Genomic DNA, 19864 nt, shown 5'->3' with positions numbered 1-19864 from the left:
AAATGGTGCGCAAAGCTCTTAAAGGCGCACGTAGAGGCGGAGTGTCACGTAGCCGGTGGTCGCCGAGATGACTATCGCGACGAGGAACAGCCAGGGCGACACGATCAGGATGTCCAGGTAGCCGATCGGCGGGATGATGCCCGACTCGGTGAGGTTCCTGGTGATCCGGTCGAGGAAGAACGCCTTGAACAGCACCAGGCCGCCCACCGCGGTGACCGAGCCGATGATGCCCGCGACGACCGCCTCGATGAGGAACGGCAACTGCGTGTACCACCGTGTCGCGCCCACCAGGCGCATGATGCCGACCTCGACGCGGCGGGTGAACGCCGACACCTGGATGGTGTTCGAGATCAGCAGCAGCGCGGCGAACGCCTGGATGAGCGCGAGGATCAGGGCGACGTCGCGCATGCCGTTGAGGCCCTCGAAGAACCGCTCCAGGAACTTGCCCTGGTCGTCGACGCCCTTCACACCGGGCTTGCCCTCGAAGGCCTGCTTGATGACGTCGGTGCGCTCCGGGTCCTCGAGCTTCACGCGGAACGTCGCCGGAATGGCTTCGGGACGCGCGAGCTTGAGCAGTTCCGGCTGGGCCTCGAAGATGCGCTTGAACCGCTCGAAGCCCTCGTCCCGGTTCTGGTACACCACGGACTCGACGCCGGAGGTCGCCTCCAGGTCGGACCGCAGGCCCGCGCACGGCTGCTGGGTGCAGTCCTTGTCGTTGGCGCTGACATCGTTCGTCAGCAGCACGGAGACCTCGAGCTTGCCCGCGTAGTTGGCCTGCATCTTGTCGACCATGCGGACGACGAGCAGGCCACCGCCGAGCAGCCCGAGCGAGATGGCGGTCGTGAGGATCATCGCGATCGTCATCGTGACGTTCCGGCGAAGTCCGGTGATGACCTCGCTGAACACGAAGCTGGTACGCATCGGGGGCGGGGTTCCTTGGGGTTCGGGGGCTTAGGGACGCTTAGCGGCCAACGCCGTAAACGCCGCGCGCGTCATCACGGACGACCTTGCCGTACGACAGCTCCACCACGCGGCGGCGCATCGAGTCGACGATGCCGTGGTCGTGGGTGGCCATGATGACGGTCGTGCCGGTGCGGTTGATCCGCTCCAGCAGCAACATGATGTCCTGGCTCGTGTCGGGGTCCAGGTTTCCGGTCGGCTCGTCGGCGATCAGCACCAGCGGGCGGTTCACGAACGCACGGGCGATCGCGACGCGCTGCTGTTCACCACCGGACAGCTCGGTCGGGAACCTGTCCTCCTTGCCGTCGAGGCCCACCAGCTGCAGCACCTCCGGCACCACCTTGACAATGGTGTTGCGGGGCTTGCCGATGACCTCGAGCGCGAAGGCGACGTTCTCCGCCACCGTCTTCGTGGGCAGAAGACGGAAGTCCTGGAACACGCAGCCGATCGACTGCCGCAGGCGGGGAACCCTGCGCCGCGACATCTTGGCGACGTCGAAGTTGGAGACGTAGACGCGGCCCCTGGTCGGCACCTCTTCACGCAGCAGCAGGCGCAGGAACGTCGACTTGCCGGACCCCGAGGGCCCGATCAGGAAGACGAACTCGCCCTTCTCCATCTCGACGGACACGTCGTCGAGCGCAGGACGCGTGGAGGTCTTGTAGACCTTGGAAACGTGTTCGAGACGAATCACGAGGCGCGAGTCTACTCATGGCCGGGGTAAAGCCCCCGTTCCGGTTAACTTCCAGCCCCGGAAGGGCGGCTCGAACCTCGACGCGGTGTATCCGACCAGGCACGATCGGTCCACGAAAAGAGCACGTTCCACCCTCGTTCGGGGCAGAACGTGCTCCTCGGCTCAGGCCCTAGGCCTGCTGGGACTGCTTGCGCCACCGGATGCCGGCCTCGAGGAAGTCGTCGATCTCCCCGTCGAGCACCGCGGACGGGTTGCCGACCTCGTGCTCGGTGCGCAGGTCCTTGACCATCTGGTACGGGTGCAGCACGTAGGAGCGCATCTGGTTGCCCCAGCTGGAGCCGGAGTCCTTCAGCGCGTCCATCTTGGCCTGCTCCTCCTGCCGGCGGCGCTCGAGCAGCTTCGCCTGCAGGACGTTCATGGCCGTGGCCTTGTTCTGCAGCTGCGAGCGCTCGTTCTGGCAGGACACCACGATGCCGGTCGGGATGTGCGTGAGGCGCACCGCCGAGTCCGTTGTGTTGACGCCCTGGCCGCCGGGGCCGGACGAGCGGTAGACGTCGACGCGCAGTTCCTTCTCGTCGATCTCGACGTGGTCGGTCTGCTCGACGACGGGCACGACCTCGACGCCGGCGAACGACGTCTGGCGGCGGCCCTGGTTGTCGAACGGCGAAATGCGCACGAGACGGTGCGTGCCCTGCTCGACGCTCAGCGTGCCGTAGGCGTACGGGGCGCTGACGCGGAAGGTGGCGGACTTGATGCCGGCCTCTTCGGCGTAGGACGTGTCGAACACGTCGACGCCGTAGTTGTGGCGCTCGGCCCAGCGCGAGTACATGCGCAGCAGCATCTCGGCGAAGTCCGCGGCGTCGACGCCACCGGCCTCGGCGCGGATGGTGATCAGCGCGTTGCGCTCGTCGTACTCGCCGGACAGGAGCGTGCGCACCTCGAGGCTCGCGATCTCCTCGCGGAGCTTGGCGCGGTCGTTGTCCGCGTCGGCATTGGCGTCCGCGTCCTCGGCCTCCTCCGCGAGCTCGTAGAGCAGGGGGAGGTCGTCGAGGCGCTCACGCAGGCCGGTGACGCGGCGCAACTCACCCTGCTTGTGGGAGAGCGCGCTGGTGACCTTCTGCGCCTTCTCCTGGTCGTCCCAGAGGTCAGGGCGGGCAGCCTGGTCCTCCAGGTCCGCGACAGCGGCGCGCAGCGCATCGAGGTCCAGCACCGCCTCGATGCTCGAAAGGGTGGCGGAGAGGTCCTTGATGTCTGCTTCGACGTCCGGGTTCACGCAAAAAGATTACGCCAGCACCGGCCGTCAGTCGCGACCGGTGCGTGCTGGCGCTCTCTTCGAAGCGGTTTCTACGCGGTCGGAATCGCGTCGAGCAGCTTGAGAACGGCCTTCGCGTGAGCGAGACCGAACTCTGCCACCGCCTTGGCGTAGGGGTCCTCCGCCGTCTTGGCCGCGCTCTTCGCGCTCTCCTGTTCCTGACCGTACGTCGAACGTGCGGTCGTGATCAGGGACTCGCGCTGCTTCGCGGTCAGCGAGCCGGCGTGCACCAGGCGCAGGATGAGCGGGCTGCGCAGATGGTCCGGGCCAGGCTCGGACAGCAGCCAGTTCTTGAAGGCCTTCTTGCCCGCGGCAGTCAGCACGTACTGCTGGCTGGACCGCGGTCCCTGCTTGCCGAGGCGCAGCAGGCCCTGGTCGGCCAGCGCGGGCAGCTCGCGGTACACCTGGGAGCGGGTCACGCTGAAGAACGCGCCGAAGCGGTCTCCTGCCTCCGCCACCAACTGGCCACCGGTCTTGGGTCCGTCGTGCAGCAGCCCGAGCAGGGCGGCTGCGGTCGCATTCAGGTCTGACACAACGACAACGTTCCCACGTCCGGGGGAAGCTGTCCACAATGGTCAGCCGTTCTGTCCACAGTGGCTGATCACCGGGCTAGTCTGATGGGCCATGCGGAGCAACGAAAAGTCTCGCTGAGTAAGCGGCAGTTTTCGAGCCTCACGCGTTTGGCCTCTTGACCGTCTGTGTCCATCCCGGATGGAAAAGTCCTTTCGCAGAAACGAAAGTCCCCCGCTCTCACTCGATCGGCGGTACGACTCTCACCGGCCGGAGCCACCCGAATGGACGGTCGGGGGCAGGCGTCGCACGACCTGGTGATGTCCGCGCAGACCCCTTTCCCAGGCCGGACATTCCGGGAAAATGATCATTGCCAGGCTGGCGCGGTTGAACACGGAGGTCGGGGACCATGAAGAACCTGAACTTGAAGTGGCTGGACCATAAGAAGGTGGCGGCGCACACGAGGGCGTGGATGACGGGGGGCATCCCGGAGCAGGCCGGCAAGGACGAGTGCATGGTGTGCGGCAAACAGATCCGCAAGCACCGCACCGTCAACGGCGAGGGCCGCATCTGCTCCAGCATGCTGTGCGCCCAGTACTGGGCCGAGAACATGACCTGAAAGACCAGCAAAGACAGAAGGCCGGAGCCAATAGGCTCCGGCCTTCTGTCTAATCTAGTAGCGGGGACAGGATTTGAACCTGCGACCTCTGGGTTATGAGCCCAGCGAGCTACCGAGCTGCTCCACCCCGCGCCGCTTCTAGCTTGTCTAACCGTGTTGCTGTCTTGCTGTTGTAAGGAGAACTCTACACCCTCCAAAAACCCCTTTTCACCCACCCCCCTTAAGCACCATAACCGCAGGTCAACGCCCCCAAACCCCCTCCGCCCCAACCAACGCCGAAGGCGAAGCATTTGCGCCAGTCGAAGGCGAGGCGACCGAGCGCGAGGTGTTTGTCAGCCGACGCCGAAGGCAAGGCCGGGGAAAGCTGACGCGAAGGGTGGCCTGCCGATGCCGAAGGCAAGGCAGGCGGGGGTCCGGGGGCTTGCCCCCGGGGTGGGGTTTGGGGGCTCTGCCCCCAATGTAAATGCGAAAAAGTCCTGTCTGCGATCTCCGCAGACAGGACTTTCCCAACTTTGTAGCGGGGACAGGATTTGAACCTGCGACCTCTGGGTTATGAGCCCAGCGAGCTACCGAGCTGCTCCACCCCGCGTCGGTAATTGGAACTCTACGCGGGGTGGAGCGGAGAATGCAAATCGGTAGGTCAGCCGGACGGTGTGGGGCTCGGCACAACCGACGACTGGCCCGTCGGCGGCGCGGCCGGTGCCCCGGTGTTGTACTGCTTGAACCTCTTGGTGGCGTCGTCCAGCTTGGCGTACGCCTGGCCGAGCTCGGTGAAGTTGCTGTTCTGCTGGGCCCTCTTGATGTCGGCCAGCGCCGCGTCGATGTCGCTGACCGCCTTCTGCAGCTCAGGGCTCAGCGCGCTGTTGGTGGGCGGCGTGGTCGGCGGCGTGGTGTTCTGGCCGTTGCCGTTGTTGTCACTCGGCGGCGGCACGACCGAGCCGGCTCCGCTGAGCACCTGGTCCAGCGCCTCGTTCAACGTGGACGCGTAGCCGACCCGGTCGCCGTACCAGACGAGCACCTTGGACAGCTGCGGGTACGACGTGTTGTTCGACGCGCGTTCGATGTAGACGGGTTCGACGTAGAGCAGCGCTCCGCCCACGGGCAGTGTGAGCAGGTTGCCGTAGACGACCGTGGTCTTCTGCTGGGTCAGCAGGTTGAGCTCACGGCTGACGTTGTCCGACGTGAGGAACTGTGTCTGGATCTGCTGCGGGCCCTTCGCGTCCTGGCTGAGTTGCAGGACGCTGATCTTCCCGTAGTTGTCCGGATCGGATCCGACCGAGACGTGGGCCGCCATGAACTCCCGGTTCTCGCGGACGAGCGGGCTGGTCAGCTGGAAGCGGACCTTGCTCGGGTCGCCCGGGTCACCGGCGAGGACGTAGAACGGCGGCTGGGCGTCACGGCGCTTGCTCGCCGCGTCGCGCTGGGCGTCGGCCGTCGTCACGTTGTCGATCGTCGGGTCCTGCGGCGGTGCCCAGTAGGCGACACCGGAGTAGAAGTCCGACGGCGACGAGACGTGGTACTTCGACAGGATCTGCCGCTGCACCTTGAACAGGTCCTCGGGGTAGCGGAAGTGCGCGCGCAGCGCGTCCGAGATCTCGCTGCCGGGCTTCACCGTGTTCGGGAAGACGCCCATCCACGCCTTGAGGACCGGGTCCTTGTCGTCGATCTGGTACAGGTTCACCGAGCCGTCGTAAGCGTCCACAGTGGCCTTGACCGAGTTGCGGATGTAGTTGACGGGCTTGTTGACCTGCGAGATGACGACGCCGTCCGCGGTGAGCGAGTCGTTCGTCGCGTCACCGAGCTGCGTGCGCTGGGCGTACGGGTAGTTCTCGAGCGTGGTGTAGCCGTCGACGATCCACGTGATGCGGCCGTTGACGACGGCCGGGTACGGGTCGCTGTCGACCGTGAGCCACGGGGCGACGGCCTGCACGCGGTCGCGCGGCGTGCGCTTGAACAGGATCTTCGACTCGTCCGCGATCGACTGGTTGAAGAGGATGTTGCGCTCGCCGTAGTACGCCGCGAAGGCCAGCTTGTTGAACAGGCTGCCGATCGGGACGCCACCGCTACCGGTGTAGGTGTAGGACTTGGCGTCCGTGTCGTACTCCGCCGCCGAGCCGGCCGGGCGGCCGCCGACGATCGAGTAGTCGTTCACGCCGAACAGCTCGCCGAAGTAGGTGCGGGGCTGGTCGACCTGGATGCCGTTCGGCACGTTGCCGACGTCGCCGTTGGACTTGACCTCACCGGTCTTGAAGTCCGGGTAGCCGCCGTTGGACTCGTCGGCGACCGCGTTCACCTTGTTCGCCTCGGCGTAGACGAAGCCGTTGCCGTGCGTGTAGATGAGGTGCTGGTTGATCCAGTCGCGCTGGCCCTGCGGCAGGCTGTCGAGCTTCAGCTCGCGCACCGCGACGATGTAGTCGCGGAGCTTTCCTTCCAGTGTGTACCGGTCGACGTCGAGCTTGTTCGGGAAGCCGTAGAACGGCCGCAGCTGCTGGAACTGCGTGAAGGTCCGCGAGAGCACCGCCGGGTCGAGCAGGCGGATGTTGCCCAGCGTCGCCGCGTCGTTGGTCTTGACCTGGTCGTTGGTGACGTTCTGCTTGCCCTCGTACGGTTTCGTCTCGACCTTGTCGTCGGTCAGCCCGAACGACTGCCGTGTCGCCGCGATGTTGCGGCTGATCGACTCGGCTTCCTTCTGGATGGCGTTCGGCTTGACCGAGAACTGCTCCAGCACCGCGGGCCACGCCGCACCGACGAGCACGCTCGACAGCACCAGCAGGACGGTCGCGATGGCGGGCAGCTGCACGTTGCGCATGAACGCGCCCGCGAAGAACGCGACGGCGCAGAACACCGCGATGCACAGCAGGATCAGCTTGGCGGGCAGCACCGCGTTGAGGTCGGTGTAGCTCGCGCCGACGAACTTCTCGTTCTCGTGCAACAGCAGCGAGTAGCGGTCGAAGAAGTACGCGACGGCCTTGAGCAGCACGAACGTGCCGGCGACGAGCGCCAGGTGCAGCCGCGCGGGGCCCGAGAGCTGGCCGCCGCGACCGGCCAGCCGGATGCCGCCGAAGAGGTAGTGCGCGATGACCGCGCCGATGAACGACACCGCGACCGTGATGAACAGCCACGACAGCAGCCACTCGTAGAACGGCAGCTGGAACGCGTAGAAGCCGATGTCGTGCCCGAACTGCGGGTCGGTCACGCCGAACGGCTGGGAGTTCAGGAACAGCTGGATCTGCTGCCAGTCGGCCTGCGCCGACGCGCCCGCGATCAGCCCGACGAACACGGGGATGCCGATCGCGAAGAACCGCACCCGCCCCATCACGACGGTGCGGTAGCGCGCCACCGGGTCATCGGGCCCGGACACCGGCACGAACACCGGCCGGGCCCGGTACGCGAGGAAGAGGTTCAGCGCGACGATGCCGCCGACCACGGCCCCGACCGCCACGAACAGCGACAGGCGGGTGAGCAGGACTGTGCTGTAGACGTCGCGGAATTTCACCTCGCCGAACCACAGCCAGTTCACGTAGGTGTCGAGCAGCCGCGATCCCGTGATGAGACCGAACAAAAGCACAACACCCACGATGAGCAGTATTCGGCTGCGCCGGGACAGTTTCGGCAGTCCGACCGGAGGCCGTGTGGCCACGAGGCACGCTCCTGGATCGCGGTAAATCGATACGTACGTTTAGTCCAACTCTACGGACGACGCCCTGGGTTCCCGTGAAGCCCGCAGTCTTACGATGACACGCGTGTCAGCGAGTGAAACGCCAGCGGTCATCCTCCCGACGGTCGCCCGCGAGGTTGAGGAGTTCGTAGCGGCAGGCGGCTGGGAGCAGCCTCCGCAACTCTTCGCCCTAGTGGCCACCTCAGACCTGCTCGACCAGCAGCCGGAGCTGCGGAACCAGCTCGACCCGGAGTCGAGTCCGCTGACCCCGATCGCCCAGGAGGAGCTCTCGGGCGATCTGGGCGACGCGCTCCTGGGCATCGAGTGGCCCCCGGCCGTCACCGGGTGCGCCCTGGCCCAGGAGATCGTCGTCCTGCCGCCGGAGGCCGAGACGGAACTGAGCCACGGCGAACTGGACGACGAGGCGGCCCGCCGCTTCGCCGCCGAACACCCCGCCCGCCGCGAGGCGCGCCTGGTGGCGGCGGTGCTGCGCGACGGCTCGGTGTCCTGCGTGCTGAGGCTGCGCGGGACGGTCGAGGTGCCGGAGGAGTTCGTCGAGCACCCCGAACTGGCGCCCAACCTCACCGACGCCCTGCTCGCCACGCTGCGGCCCTAGTCGTCATCTCCCCAGGCTGGCACAACCCCGGCACGTGATCGCGCCGGGGTTGTGATGTCGTTGCCTGATGTTCGCGGCAAGCGGACAGCGCCGACCGGAGTCAGCAGCTCGGCGTGTCCTTGCCGGCGTTGAGCGCCTCCAGCGACGACACGGCGTCCGTCAGGTTCTCGACCTTGATCAGCTTGAGGTCGGCGGGGGCCTGCTGCTTGGCGTCCGCGCAGTTGTCGGCCGGCACGAGGAACGCCGTCGCGCCCGCTTCCTTGGCGGCGACCATCTTGAAGGCGATGCCGCCGATGGGCTTCACGGTGCCGTCGCCGGTGATCTCGCCGGTGCCCGCGATGGCCTTGCCGCCGTTGAGCTCGCCCGGCGTCAGCTTGTCGACGATCGCCAGCGCGAAGATCAGGCCGGCCGAGGGGCCGCCCACGTCGGAGAGGCTGATCTTGATCTTGAACGGCACGTCGGCGCGGTCGACCGGCGAGATGCCGATGAAGCCCGCCGGACGGCCGTCGTCGCGGGTGCCGAGGGTGAGCTGGGTCGACTGGGAGGTGCCGTCCTTCTCGAACGCCACCTCGATGCGGTCGCCGGGCCTGGTGTTCTCCAGCGAGCTGCTCACGTCGGCGGCGCTCTGCACCTGCTTGCCGTTGACCGAGATGATGCGGGCGCCGAGCGGGATCACGTTCTCCGCCGGGCTGCCCTTGGTGACCTGGTTCGCGATCACCATGCCCGGATACTTGAGGTAGTTCAGCGCCGCGACCTCGGCGGCGGTCTGCGACTCGCTGAACGCGCGCTCGTTGTTCTCCTGGACCTGCTGCTCCGACTCGCCGGGCTTGAAGAACTCCTCGCGCGGCGCCAGCGCGTAGCGGCCGGACAACCACAGACCCAGCGCGCCGAACAGCGACACGTCGTCGGTGAGCGAGACCGTCGTCATGCGCAGGGTCCCCTTGGTGGGGAAGGTGTCCTGGCCCTCGACCGACACCACGTCGGCGTCCTTGACCTGGCCGAGCACGTCGTAGGTCGGGCCGGGGCCCAGCGCGACGTACGGGACTCTGGCGAAACCGCCGAGCAGTCCGAGCGCCGCCACCACTAGGAAGCTGACGATCAGCGTCCACGTCCGGCGGGTCAGTCCGCGTTCCCTCGGCGGGGGCGCGGGTGGGGGTGCGGTCGTGACGGTTTCACTCACGGCTGAACAGCGTACGACCATGTCTGTCCGCGTACGGTAGAGGCATGAGTGACGTGCCGTTCGGGTTCCGCCCCGACGACCCCGACGACAAGGGCGGGAAGCCGGGAGACAACCCGTTCGACTTCAGCCAGCTGGGCGACATGCTGAGCCAACTGGGCTCGATGTTGAGCAACGCGGGCTCGTCGAGCGGGCCGGTGAACTACGACCTCGCCAAGCAGATCGCGTTCCAGCAGCTGTCCTCGTCGACGACCACGATCGGGTTCGCCGCCGACCAGTCGAGCGCGGTCACCGACGCCGTGCACCTGGCCGAGATGTGGCTCGACCCGGTCACGTCGCTGCCCGCCGGCACCCGCACAACGCAGACGTGGACCGCGCGCGACTGGATCGAGCGCACCATCCCGACCTGGCAGCGCCTGTGCGACCCGGTCGCGCAGCGCATGTCCGGCGCCTGGGTCGAGGCGATGCCCGCCGAGGCCAAGCAGGCGGCCGGCCCGCTGCTGGCGATGCTCGGCCAGATGGGCGGCATGGCGTTCGGCTCGCAGCTCGGCAACGCGCTGGCACAGCTCGGCGCCGAGGTGCTGACCTCGACCGACGTCGGCCTGCCGCTCGGCCCCGAGGGCACCGCGGCCCTGCTGCCGGCGAACATCGAGAAGTTCACCGAGGGCCTGGAGCGTCCCGCATCCGAGGTCATGGTGTTCCTCGCCGCCCGCGAGGCCGCCCACCAGCGCCTCTTCACGCACGTGCCGTGGCTGCGGCAGCGCCTGCTCGACACCGTCGAGGAGTTCGCCAAGGGCATCAAGGTCGACACCTCGGCCCTGGAGCAGCTCGCCGGCCAGATCGACCCGTCGAACCCCGCCTCCATCGAGGAGGCCATGGGCTCGGGCCTGCTCGAACCGCAGACCACCCCGGAGCAGAAGGCGGCGCTGAACCGCCTGGAGACGCTCCTCGCGCTCGTCGAGGGCTGGGTGGACGTCGTGGTCGACGCCGCCGTCTCCGACCGCCTGCCCGGCGCCGCGGCCCTGCGCGAGACACTGCGCCGCCGCCGTGCCTCCGGCGGCCCGGCCGAGCAGACGTTCGCGACGCTCGTGGGCCTGGAGCTGCGCCCGCGCAAGCTGCGGGCCGCCTCGGCCCTGTGGAAGCTGGTCGGCGACCAGCACGGCGTCGAGGTGCGCGACAGCGTGTGGGAGCACGCCGAGCTCGTCCCGACCGCCGAGGACCTCGACGACCCGCTGGAGTTCGCGGAGCGCCTGACGAACACCCGCAAGGCGCTGGAGGACCCGATCGCCGAGCTGGAGCGCACCATGCGCGAGGACGAGGGCAAGGACGGCGGCCAGTCCGACAAGCCCTGACCGGCACCTGAACGACGCGCCCGGCGAGGACTTCCTGGCCGGGCGCGTCGCTTTCAGCGTCCAAAGGCTCAGCCCCGGCGCGGGGGCTGAGCGCACGGCCCCGCATGGGGCCCGGGGGCTTCCCCCGGCGCGGGGTCTGGGGGCTCGGCCCCCAGAAGACACGTCGGAACGAATCCGGCGAGCGCACCCCTCGAGCACACCTTTCCCATGAGATCCGATCCGGCGCTCAGTCTTCTGTGATCTTCAGGCCTGCGGCGGCCGAGAGACCCTCCAGATAGCCCATGGCCCGCTCGGTCTTCGGGTAGCGGTGGACCCACTCCCAGAAGTCCTTGCCGTGCCCTGGCACCAGCAGGTGCGCGAGTTCGTGCACCAGCACGTAGTCGAGCACCCACGGCGGCACTTCGCGCAGCCGCTCGGACACGCGGATCGTGCCCTCTGTCGGCGTGCACGAAGCCCAGCGCGTGCGCATGGGCGGCACCCAGCGCACGCTCACCGGCTCCGCCAGCGAGTCGAGGTAGCGCGCCGAAAGCTCGGCGCACCGCGCCATCAGCGCCTCGTCCGATGTGCGCGCAGGGGACTTCCTGCGCGTCTCACTGCGCTGGAGGCGGCTCAACATCTCCGCCACCCAGTGCTTCTCTTCCCCCTTGGTCATCCGTGCCGGCAGAAGGACGACGACGGTGTCGCCCTCCCGGTACGCGCTGACCATGCGGCGGCGCCGGGGGCTCCGCCGCACTTCCACCCGCGGTTCGGCCATGCAGTCACCGTAAACGGCGTCACCGACAATTTTCGGCCCCCAACCGGCGGCAGGCGCGCACCCGGCGGGTGAAGTTCCACCGAACGGCGGCTGGACACGCGCGGGGTCGACATGCGCGATTTCGCACGCCTGCGGAGGTACCGTCGCGACAAGGTCCCCGAGTGTGTCCGCACTCACAACTGCAAGGGAGGGGCTGTGGCCGACACCTACAACGGCTACTGCGTCAAGTGTCGCGAGAAGCGCGACTTCGACGGCAACGTCGAGGAGACCAATGGGCGGCGCATGGCGAAGGGCACCTGCCCTGTCTGCGGTACGAAGATGACGCGGATCCTCGGCAAGGCCAAGGTCTGACGTTTGCGCTGGCAGGGGGCCACGCCCCCTGCCAGTCTTGCCGACGTGGACACAAGACCTCGCGTGCGCGCAGGACTGGCCGTGGTGCGCAGAGCCCCCGGCGTCGTCCAGGTCGGCACCGACCCGAAGCACGCCGTCGTGATCGACTCGCTGCCCGAGGCGCTGATCGACGAACTGATCACCCTCGACGGCCGGCACACTGTCGCTGAACTGGGTGAAAGGCTGAAAAGCCGCGGTGGAGACCCCACCCAGCTGGGTGAAGTTCTGTCCTCGCTCGAAGAGGCCGGCCTGCTCGACGACGGTCCCCCGGCGAGGGGTGGGACGGCCGCCGTGCACGGGTCCGGACACCTTGCGCTTTCAATTACTTCGCTTCTAGCGGAATCCGGTGTTCAGCTCGCGCACAACGCCGATCTGACAGTGCTGGCGGCGACGCTCGTCCCCGATCCGAACCTCGTGAGCACGCTGATGGCGTTCCGGACGCCGCATCTGGCCGTGCGCGTACGTGAGGGCGTGGGCATCGTGGGGCCGTTGGTCCTGCCCGGTCGTTCTTCGTGCCTGAACTGCGCGGACCTGCACCGCACCGACCAAGATCCGGCGTGGCCCGTCATCGCCGCGCAGCTCGTCGGCCGGCCGGCCTCCACCGACGTGCTGTTCGCGTCGGGAACGGCGGCGCTCGCGGTGGCACAGATCCTGGAGTCGCTGAGCTACGTCCGCGGCCGCGACCAGGTCCCTCCGCCCGTGGTGAACGCCACTCTCGAGCTCGACCTCATGTCCGGTGTTGCTGAGAGGCGAAGCTGGTATCCGCACCCGGACTGTCAGTGCTCCGCACATAACATGGCCGAGTGACCGAGATTCCGCGCAAGGCCGTGCAGCGCACCGCCAAGCTGGCGAGCCTCCCGCTCGGGGTGGCCGGCCGGGTTGTCGGCGGCTGGGGGAAGCGACTGACCGGACGCGCGGCCGACGAGGTCAACGCCGAGGTGACGGCCAAGACAGCGGAGCAGGTCTTCGCGGTGCTCGGCCAGCTCAAGGGCGGCGCCATGAAGTTCGGGCAGGCGCTGAGCGTGTTCGAGGCGGCGGTCCCCGACGAGCTGGCGGCCCCGTACCGCGAGGCGCTGACAAAGCTGCAGACCGCGGCCCCGCCGATGCCCGCCCGGACCACGCACCGCGTGCTCGCCGAACAGCTGGGCGCGTCCTGGACGAAGCGCTTCCAGGAGTTCGACGACGAACCGGCCGCGTCGGCGTCCATCGGCCAGGTGCACCGCGCGGTGTGGCACGACGGCCGCGACGTGGCGGTGAAGGTCCAGTACCCCGGCGCGGACGAGGCCCTGCGCGCCGACCTCAAGCAGCTGCTGCGGTTCAGCCGCCTGCTGCAGGCGATCATGCCCGGCGCCGACGTGCGCCCGTTGCTGGAGGAGCTGCGCGACAGGTACCTGGAGGAGCTCGACTACCGCGACGAGGCCACGAACCAGCGCACGTTCGCGAAGGCCTTCGAGAACGACCCGCACGTGCTGGTCCCCCGCGTCATCGCCTCGGCGCCCAAGGTCATGGTGACCGAGTGGACCTCCGGCGTGGGCCTGTCGAACATCATCCGCGAGGGCTCGGCCGAGGACCGCGACCTGGCGGGCCAGCTGCTCGCCGAGTTCCACTTCTCGGCCCCGTCCCGCTCCGGCCTGCTGCACGCCGACCCGCACCCCGGCAACTTCATGCTGGGCGACGACGGCCGCCTGCGCGTGATCGACTTCGGCGCCGTGGCCCGCCTGCCCGACGGCCTGCCCAAGACGCTGGGCCTGATGACCAGGCTGGCCCTCGACGGCCGCTCCGACGACCTCGTCGAACTGCTGCGCACCGAGAACTTCATCCGCGAGGGCATGGAACTGCACGGCGAGGACGTGCTCGGCTACCTGACACCGTTCGTGGAGCCGCTGCGCACCGAGTCGTTCCACTTCACCCGCCGCTGGCTGCAGTCACAGGCCGAACGCGTGGGCGACCTGCGCAGCCCGGATTCGCAGACGGGCCGCTCTTTGAACCTGCCGCCCCAGTACCTGCTGATTCACCGCGTGACAATGGGCGCGACGGGCATTCTCTGCCAACTCGACGCCCACGTGACCGCGCACGAAATCGTTTCACGGTGGCAACCGGGATTCGCCGACTAACTCGTCCGAGTGAACCCAGGCGAAGTTATCCACAGCTTGGCCCTCAGCCCCCTTCGCCCCCCGCCGACTACGCCAAGCTAAACCCATGGCACCCATCGCAACCACCGCTGAGCTGCGCAAATCCGGGATCTCCTCACGCGAGGTCCTGCGCCACTGCACCCCCGCCGGCTCATGGCAGCGGCTGCTGCCCGGCGTAGTTCTGACCACACCGTCCCCGGCCACCCGCCTAGACAGACTGCGCGCCGTCCTTTCCTTCGCCGGACCTTCCTCGGTGATCACAGGAGCCGACGCGCTCGTTCGCCAAGGAGCCGCACTTCCCCTTCCCAGGCACATTCATGTCCTCGCGGGAAGCAATGTGCGAAGAGCGAATCCGTGGATTCTGCTGGAACGCACCACCCGCCCACCTGCCGTGGTGGAACGCCACGGCCTGAGGCTCGCCGCTGCCGCGCGGGCCGCTCTAGACATGGCCCGGCGGGAACTCAACCCGCGCGCCATCGCGGAAATCCTCGACGCCGTCGTGAGCGCGCGGTTGTGCACGCCGGCGGACCTGCGGGAGGAGTTACGGGTGAGCAGCCGCCGAGGAACGGCCCTGGTCAGACAGGCCCTGTGCCACCTGTACCCGACCTGACCGCAGGCCCGTGCTGGGCGCGCCCTGCGCATGAGCGTTGGAAGGAGGTTTTCCTGCCTAGCGACGAGTCGGCTCTTCGACTCCCTGCGCCCCTGACACTGCAGGTCAGCGGGCGTGCCGGGTACTGCGTGCGCACGCAGTTGGGCAATCCGAGCCGGGTCATCGGAGGCTGCGAACCCGCGTGCTGGCCCCAGCGGCTCACCCTCACGAGCTCGCGCCACTCAACTCGGCGGCTGCGCTTCAGGCCCCCCACGACCTGACCGGACGCCACTTCAGTCCGGCGCCGCCCCAGTCCGACGCCGCCTCAACCCGGCGCCGCCCCAGTCCGACGCCACCCCAGTCCGACGCCGCCTCAACCCGGCGCCACCCCAGTCCGACGCCCCCCCAGTCCGACGCCACCCCAGTCCGACGCCGCCTCAACCCGGCGCCACCCCAACCCGGCGCCACCCCAACCCGGCGCCACCCCAACCCGGCGCCACCTCAACACCCACGCCACACCTCACCCGCAACTCCAGGTGAGTCAACGCCAGTACTCGTCCGGCAGCTTGCCCTCGATGTCCCGCAGGTGGGTCTTCGAGCACACCTGACACAACCACCGGAGAGACCCACCGGTCCGCTCCGCCGACCAGGCCAGGAACTCCAGGTCAGAAACGGAGGAACGCAGCCGCCCGCATCTGTGGCAAGCGGGCGCCGGCTCCGCCCCAGCGGTCATCGGCTCCGCCTCATCGGTCGCTGGCTCTGCACCAGCCGACGAATGAGCCGCAGCCCTGACCGACACAGCTCAGCTGCCGACCCCCCACCAGTCACGACTTCGATCCAGCCGTCACAAGCTCCACACCAGCGGCTACCGGCTCTGCCTCAGCTGTCACCGACCCAACCTGTGCAGTCACCGGCCCACCCTGAGCAGCCACTGGCCCAACCTCAGCAGCCACCGACTTCGCCCCACCTGTCGGCTCCGAACCAGCGGTCACCGGCGCCGCCCCACGTGAACGGTGTCGGTTTCCAGCAGGAACACGTCCTCGCGGGCGCCGACGTACTCCGAGTCGGAGGGGTTAAGGAGGCGGCGGAGTGCGTCGCGGTCGGCGGGGTGCAGGTGGGCGCCGGTGATCTCGGTCAGCCAGGTCAGGCGGTCGACCGCCCAGTCGCGGACCAGCTGCTTGGCCGGGGCCGGGTGGTCGACGACGAAGCTGAAGGCGCTGATCTCGCCCAGGCCCGCGTCAGCCAGGGCGACGTTCCAGCCGACCGGGAGGCGGACCGAGCCCGTCATGTTCTCGCGCATCGACACGAACCACGAGGCGCGGGCCGCGGCCAGGCGTTCCTGCAGGCCGGGCGAGCCGACGCCCAGGTCCCACGGGAGGAAGCGGGTTTCGAGGCCGCCTTCCGCGAGGGCCAGCCAGCCGCCGGGGGCCAGGGCTTCTACCAGGCGTTTCATTCCGCGCAACTGATCAGGGAGGTGGTGGATCACCCGGGAGCCCCAGATGAGCTCGACCGGGCCGGCGAACGACAGCGGGTTCTCGGTGGCGAGGTCGGCGAGCACCGGTTTCACCGACACGGCGCCGTCGGTTTCCGCGCGGGCCGCGGTGCAGGCCGCGTCCAGCAGTTCGGGGGTGGCGTCGACCAGGACCAGGACGCCTCCGCCGTGGTCTCGCAGGGCCGCGGCGAGCGGCACGCTCATGGAGCCGGCACCGCAGCCGACGTCCATCACGACCGGTGAGTCGGGCAAGGGCTCGACCAGTCTGCGGGCGACCGAGGACAGCGCCTCCGCCTGCAGCGAGCCGTAGCGCCTCATCGCGTGGAGGCGAGATGACCAGTCGATTCCGTCGTGAGTGTGGTGCGGCACAAAGGGGACGGTACGGAGGAACGGCCGAGGCCGCCATCCACCTTCTCGTGGATGACGGCCTCAGCTCGAGACTGTCAGAGGTCGAAGCGAGCCGCTCTGCGTCCCGCCCATCGCGACAACCTGCGCCAACGTTGCGCTGACGCGAGGCGGTTCGCCAGGCGTTGCTCTTCAGCGAACCTCTGGGCTTCTTGTATTCGTATTCGCACGAGTTCTTCGTTCAGAGACATGGGAGTCAGGGCCTCGTTCAGGTAGGCGGGCATTGCGCTGTGGTTGAGCTGCACGGTGTTCACGCCGCCGCCTCCGTCTTGCTGGCAGTGACAACGGTCGCGTCCTTGCGCGGACGGCCACGGGGCCGCTTGCGCGCGATGACGACACCGCGCTCGAAGATCTCTCCACCCCAGACGCCCCACGGCTCGTGACGTGCGATCGCGCCGGCGAGGCACTCCGCGAGGACCGGGCAGGTCCCGCAGAAGGACTTCGCCTTCTCGAGGTCAGCAGGCGCGTCAGCGAACCAGAGGTCGGGGTTGTGGGTGCGGCAGGGGATGTCGAGCCCCTCCGCGAGGTCCGGAAGTGCCTCGCCCGTGAGCGGGACAGTCGCGGTCAACATCAGGGTTTTCTCCTTGTGTGGGGTACTGCAAAAACACGAAAGCCGCGGACTCTGTACGAGTCCGCGGCTTTCGTGAGCCTGGTGGTCCTTCGACCCCTTCTAGGGGGTCGGCAGGAGCCTTCTCACTTGATGCGCGGACAGCGCATTCGTGTAGTTGTCGACGTCATCGATGACCGGCAGCGCGATCGGCTGCTCGTTGCGCACGTCGGCGCCGGCCAGAGCGGTGCCGCGCAGAGCGGTGCCCCGCTCGCGGCCCAGCAGTGCCACTGGCTTGTGGGCAGAGGTGTGCCACATGGCCTGAGTGGATGCGGACGTGCAGAAGCTCTCGGTCAACGGGAGGCTGACCGCGCGCGAGGTGCTGAAGATCTTCACAACGGGTCACCTCCTCCGAACGAGAGAGCTCTGCATCGAGAGCTAGTAGTAGTTCTTCTTCCCCAGACGGGTCCTCCGGACCCGGCATGAGCAGGTTATGACCCCGTACCTGGGGCTCGCAACCTATTTAACGAAACTTGTCCCGATCAGGTGGCGGAGTACCCGACACCGGCTCGGACCAGGCCCAACACGTCGTCACCGAACTTATCAAGCTTCGAGGCGCCGATGCCCGAGATCGCGACGAGTCCGGCCGAATCCGTGGGTCGCTGCTCCGCGATCGCCATCAGCGTCGCGTCGGTGAACACGACGTAGGCGGGCACCTTCAGCTCCCGCGCCCGTCCCGCACGCCACCGGCGCAGCGACTCGAGCAGCTCCTCGTCCACATCGGACGGGCAGGACCTGCATCGGCCGAGCTTGACGGACTGCGCTTCGACCAGCGTCGACGCGCACACCCGGCAGGTCGGCTTCTCCTTCTTCATGAGAGGAGGCCGTTGCACGCCGCCGGATACCCGTGCGGCCGGGTGGTTCTCGGGAACGAGGCTGTAGAGGAACCGCGAACGGCGGCGGTACTTGCGTCCACCGGCGGCGCGCGCAAGCGCCCACGACAGCCAGATGTGCTCACGCGCGCGCGTGACACCTACATATAGAAGGCGGCGTTCTTCTTCGATCTTGGCCTCGTCGCCCTCGGCGTACTGGATCGGCATCGTGCCCTCGACCAGTCCGACGAGGAACACGGCGTCCCATTCGAGGCCCTTCGACGCGTGCAGCGACGCCAGAGTCACGCCTTCGACCGTCGGCGGATGCTGTGCCTCGACGCGCACGTCCAGCTCGACGCAGAACGCCGGCAGGTCGGCCTCGGGCGTGGCGGCGGCGAACTCCTCGGCGAGCTCGACGAGCGCGAGCAACGACTCCCAGCGTTCCCGCGCGCTGCCACCGGTCGGCGGCTCGTCGGTCAGCCCGACGCGGCCGAGCGCCGAGCGCACGACCTCGGGCAGGCTGCCCTCGGGATTGCCCGACGAGCGCAGCGTGATCATCGCCTGGCGCACCTCGGCGCGCTCGAAGAAACGCTCGCCCCCGCGCACCAGGTACGGGATGCCGAGCCCGGCGAGCGCCTGCTCGTACGCCTCGGACTGCGCGTTGACGCGGTAGAGGATCGCGATCTCGGATGCCGCGACGCCCTCGTCGAGCAGCGTCTTGATGCGGCCCGCGACGGCGTCGGCCTCGCTCGGCTCGTCGTCGAACTCGTGGAACCGCGGCTTCGGGCCGTCCGGCCGCTGCCCGATCAGTTGCAGCCGCGAGCCGGCCGGGCGCCCGCGCGCCCACTTGATCACGTCGTTGGCCAGCTCGACGACCTGCGGTGTCGACCGGTAGTCGCGCTCCAGCCGCACGACGACCGCCTCGGGGAACCGCCGCCCGAAGTTGAGCAGCGGCTGCGGCGAGGCGCCCGCGAACGAGTAGATGGTCTGGTTCGCGTCGCCGACCACGGTCACGTCGTCGCGGGCGCCCAGCCATGAGTCGAGCACGCGCTGCTGCAGCGGCGTGACGTCCTGGTACTCGTCCACGACGAAGCAGCGGTAGCGGTCGCGGAACTCCTGCGCGACCTCCGCGTTGTCCTCCAGCGCGCCCGCCGTGTAGAGCAGCAGGTCGTCGAAGTCGAGCAGCTGCGCCTCGTTCTTGAGCTGCTCGTAGGTCGTGTAGAGCTTCATGATCTGTTCGGCGGGCGCCGGGATGTCCCGCGCGGCGCGAGCGGCGGCGGCCGGGTAGTCCTCCGGCATCAGCAGGGACGCCTTCGCCCACTCGATCTCGCTGGTCAGGTCGCGCAGCGCGTCCGACTCTGTCGGCATCCCCAGCCGGGACGCGGCGCGGGCCACCACGCGGATCTTCTGGTCGACGAGCTCCCAGCGCGGACCGCCGATGACCCTGGGCCAGAAGTAACGCAGCTGGCGAGAGGCGGCGGCGTGGAACGTCACGGCCTGTGCGCCTTGCACGTCCAGAGAACGCAAACGTGTGCGCATCTCCCCTGCGGCGCGCTTGGTGAACGTGACGGCGAGGACCTGCGACGGAGCGACGTGGCCGCGTTGACACAGGTAGGCGATGCGGTGCGTGATGGTGCGCGTTTTACCGGTACCGGCACCCGCGAGCACGCACACGGGACCGCGCGGGGCCTCGACAGCGGCGCGCTGTTCCGGATCAAGACCCTCCAGCAACGCGTCCATGCCCGGCAGTCTCGCAGATGGCCGCGCTGTGCTAAGTCAGGCTCCCGC

General features: G+C 68.3%; 18 protein-coding genes and 2 tRNA genes. 7 read left to right on the top strand and 13 right to left on the bottom strand.

Going from position 1 to position 19864, the window contains the following annotated elements; genetic code table 11:
* Positions 1-18 precede the first annotated feature (18 nt).
* The 4 genes from ftsX to BLR21_RS37215 all read right to left on the bottom strand — a co-directional run bounded on the left by ftsX (position 19) and on the right by BLR21_RS37215 (position 3496).
* Positions 19-921 carry a permease-like cell division protein FtsX gene (gene ftsX / locus BLR21_RS37230; RefSeq protein ID WP_090014119.1) on the bottom strand — a complete coding sequence of 301 codons (903 nt, stop codon included), beginning with the start codon at positions 919-921 and terminating at the stop codon, positions 19-21.
* A gap of 40 nt (positions 922-961) precedes the next feature.
* The gene (ftsE, locus tag BLR21_RS37225) at positions 962-1651 is read right to left on the bottom strand and encodes a cell division ATP-binding protein FtsE (protein ID WP_030470385.1); all 690 of its coding nucleotides are present in this window, start codon (positions 1649-1651) and stop codon (positions 962-964) included.
* Positions 1652-1820: 169 nt separating this feature from the next.
* A complete protein-coding gene (gene prfB, locus BLR21_RS37220; protein ID WP_090014116.1) occupies positions 1821-2924 on the bottom strand; it encodes a peptide chain release factor 2 in 1104 nt (367 codons plus the stop codon).
* 71 nt (positions 2925-2995) lie between these two features.
* A complete protein-coding gene (locus BLR21_RS37215) occupies positions 2996-3496 on the bottom strand; it encodes a PadR family transcriptional regulator (protein ID WP_030470382.1) in 501 nt (166 codons plus the stop codon).
* Positions 3497-3882: 386 nt separating this feature from the next.
* On the opposite strand from BLR21_RS37215, the gene BLR21_RS37210 reads away from it, so the two are divergent.
* Positions 3883-4092 carry a hypothetical protein gene (locus tag BLR21_RS37210; RefSeq protein WP_090014114.1) on the top strand — a complete coding sequence of 70 codons (210 nt, stop codon included), beginning with the start codon at positions 3883-3885 and terminating at the stop codon, positions 4090-4092.
* A 58-nt stretch (positions 4093-4150) separates the two neighbouring features.
* Here BLR21_RS37210 and BLR21_RS37205 read toward each other — a convergent pair.
* From BLR21_RS37205 to BLR21_RS37195, 3 genes are all read right to left on the bottom strand, one after another.
* Positions 4151-4224 (bottom strand) — tRNA-Met (locus BLR21_RS37205).
* A gap of 383 nt (positions 4225-4607) precedes the next feature.
* Positions 4608-4681: transfer RNA gene (locus BLR21_RS37200), tRNA-Met, on the bottom strand.
* Positions 4682-4732: 51 nt separating this feature from the next.
* Complete coding sequence (locus BLR21_RS37195; RefSeq protein WP_090014111.1) at positions 4733-7732, bottom strand: UPF0182 family protein; 3000 nt, start codon at positions 7730-7732, stop codon at positions 4733-4735.
* A gap of 94 nt (positions 7733-7826) precedes the next feature.
* Between BLR21_RS37195 and BLR21_RS37190 the strand changes: the two genes are divergently transcribed.
* Positions 7827-8366: a PPA1309 family protein gene (locus BLR21_RS37190; protein WP_090014109.1), complete on the top strand. Its 540-nt coding sequence runs from the start codon at positions 7827-7829 to the stop codon at positions 8364-8366.
* 100 nt (positions 8367-8466) lie between these two features.
* Here the strand turns inward: BLR21_RS37190 and BLR21_RS37185 are convergent, their stop codons facing one another.
* On the bottom strand, positions 8467-9546 hold the full coding sequence (locus tag BLR21_RS37185; RefSeq protein WP_256335181.1) for a YlbL family protein: 1080 nt from the start codon (positions 9544-9546) through the stop codon (positions 8467-8469).
* 44 nt (positions 9547-9590) lie between these two features.
* Between BLR21_RS37185 and BLR21_RS37180 the strand changes: the two genes are divergently transcribed.
* Positions 9591-10895: a zinc-dependent metalloprotease gene (locus tag BLR21_RS37180; RefSeq protein ID WP_090014105.1), complete on the top strand. Its 1305-nt coding sequence runs from the start codon at positions 9591-9593 to the stop codon at positions 10893-10895.
* Positions 10896-11121: 226 nt separating this feature from the next.
* Here BLR21_RS37180 and BLR21_RS37175 read toward each other — a convergent pair whose 3' ends face one another.
* Complete coding sequence (locus tag BLR21_RS37175; protein ID WP_090014103.1) at positions 11122-11649, bottom strand: M48 metallopeptidase family protein; 528 nt, start codon at positions 11647-11649, stop codon at positions 11122-11124.
* A gap of 195 nt (positions 11650-11844) precedes the next feature.
* On the opposite strand from BLR21_RS37175, the gene BLR21_RS42915 reads away from it, so the two are divergent.
* The 4 genes from BLR21_RS42915 (at position 11845) to BLR21_RS44220 (ending at position 14781) form a co-directional block, all read left to right on the top strand.
* Complete coding sequence (locus tag BLR21_RS42915; RefSeq protein ID WP_169746029.1) at positions 11845-12000, top strand: DUF5679 domain-containing protein; 156 nt, start codon at positions 11845-11847, stop codon at positions 11998-12000.
* Positions 12001-12045: 45 nt separating this feature from the next.
* Positions 12046-12846, top strand: a complete 801-nt coding sequence (locus tag BLR21_RS37170) for a hypothetical protein (RefSeq protein WP_090014101.1) — start codon at positions 12046-12048, stop codon at positions 12844-12846.
* Positions 12843-14153, top strand: a complete 1311-nt coding sequence (locus BLR21_RS37165) for an ABC1 kinase family protein (protein ID WP_090014099.1) — start codon at positions 12843-12845, stop codon at positions 14151-14153. Before BLR21_RS37170 ends, BLR21_RS37165 begins: the two co-directional genes overlap by 4 nt.
* A gap of 355 nt (positions 14154-14508) precedes the next feature.
* Complete coding sequence (locus BLR21_RS44220) at positions 14509-14781, top strand: hypothetical protein (protein ID WP_256335180.1); 273 nt, start codon at positions 14509-14511, stop codon at positions 14779-14781.
* 967 nt (positions 14782-15748) lie between these two features.
* On the opposite strand, the gene BLR21_RS37150 is transcribed toward BLR21_RS44220, so the two are convergent.
* From BLR21_RS37150 to BLR21_RS37135, 4 genes are all read right to left on the bottom strand, one after another.
* A complete protein-coding gene (locus tag BLR21_RS37150) occupies positions 15749-16570 on the bottom strand; it encodes a class I SAM-dependent methyltransferase (RefSeq protein WP_176929963.1) in 822 nt (273 codons plus the stop codon).
* 337 nt (positions 16571-16907) lie between these two features.
* A complete protein-coding gene (locus BLR21_RS37145; protein WP_030481533.1) occupies positions 16908-17228 on the bottom strand; it encodes a WhiB family transcriptional regulator in 321 nt (106 codons plus the stop codon).
* 99 nt (positions 17229-17327) lie between these two features.
* Positions 17328-17600, bottom strand: coding sequence for a hypothetical protein (locus BLR21_RS37140; protein ID WP_090014091.1), 273 nt, complete (start codon positions 17598-17600; stop codon positions 17328-17330).
* Positions 17601-17746: 146 nt separating this feature from the next.
* Positions 17747-19816: an ATP-dependent DNA helicase UvrD2 gene (locus BLR21_RS37135; protein ID WP_090014089.1), complete on the bottom strand. Its 2070-nt coding sequence runs from the start codon at positions 19814-19816 to the stop codon at positions 17747-17749.
* Positions 19817-19864: the final 48 nt, after the last annotated feature.

Source organism: Lentzea albidocapillata subsp. violacea (assembly GCF_900100275.1).
GTDB lineage: Bacteria > Actinomycetota > Actinomycetes > Mycobacteriales > Pseudonocardiaceae > Lentzea > Lentzea violacea.
The sequence above is the reverse complement of the archived record's forward strand: the minus strand, read 5'-3'. Positions and strand labels throughout refer to the sequence as shown.

Bases quoted from the DNA above. Each gene is read 5' to 3' on its own strand.
- BLR21_RS37175 (WP_090014103.1), bottom strand. From the start codon at position 11,649: ATGGCCGAACCGCGGGTGGAAGTGCGGCGGAGCCCCCGGCGCCGCCGC.
- BLR21_RS37150 (WP_176929963.1), bottom strand. From the start codon at position 16,570: ATGAGGCGCTACGGCTCGCTGCAGGCGGAGGCGCTGTCCTCGGTCGCC.
- BLR21_RS37190 (WP_090014109.1), top strand. From the start codon at position 7,827: ATGACACGCGTGTCAGCGAGTGAAACGCCAGCGGTCATCCTCCCGACG.
- BLR21_RS37180 (WP_090014105.1), top strand. From the start codon at position 9,591: ATGAGTGACGTGCCGTTCGGGTTCCGCCCCGACGACCCCGACGACAAG.
- BLR21_RS37135 (WP_090014089.1), bottom strand. From the start codon at position 19,816: ATGGACGCGTTGCTGGAGGGTCTTGATCCGGAACAGCGCGCCGCTGTC.
- BLR21_RS37210 (WP_090014114.1), top strand. From the start codon at position 3,883: ATGAAGAACCTGAACTTGAAGTGGCTGGACCATAAGAAGGTGGCGGCG.
- BLR21_RS37145 (WP_030481533.1), bottom strand. From the start codon at position 17,228: ATGTTGACCGCGACTGTCCCGCTCACGGGCGAGGCACTTCCGGACCTC.
- ftsX (WP_090014119.1), bottom strand. From the start codon at position 921: ATGCGTACCAGCTTCGTGTTCAGCGAGGTCATCACCGGACTTCGCCGG.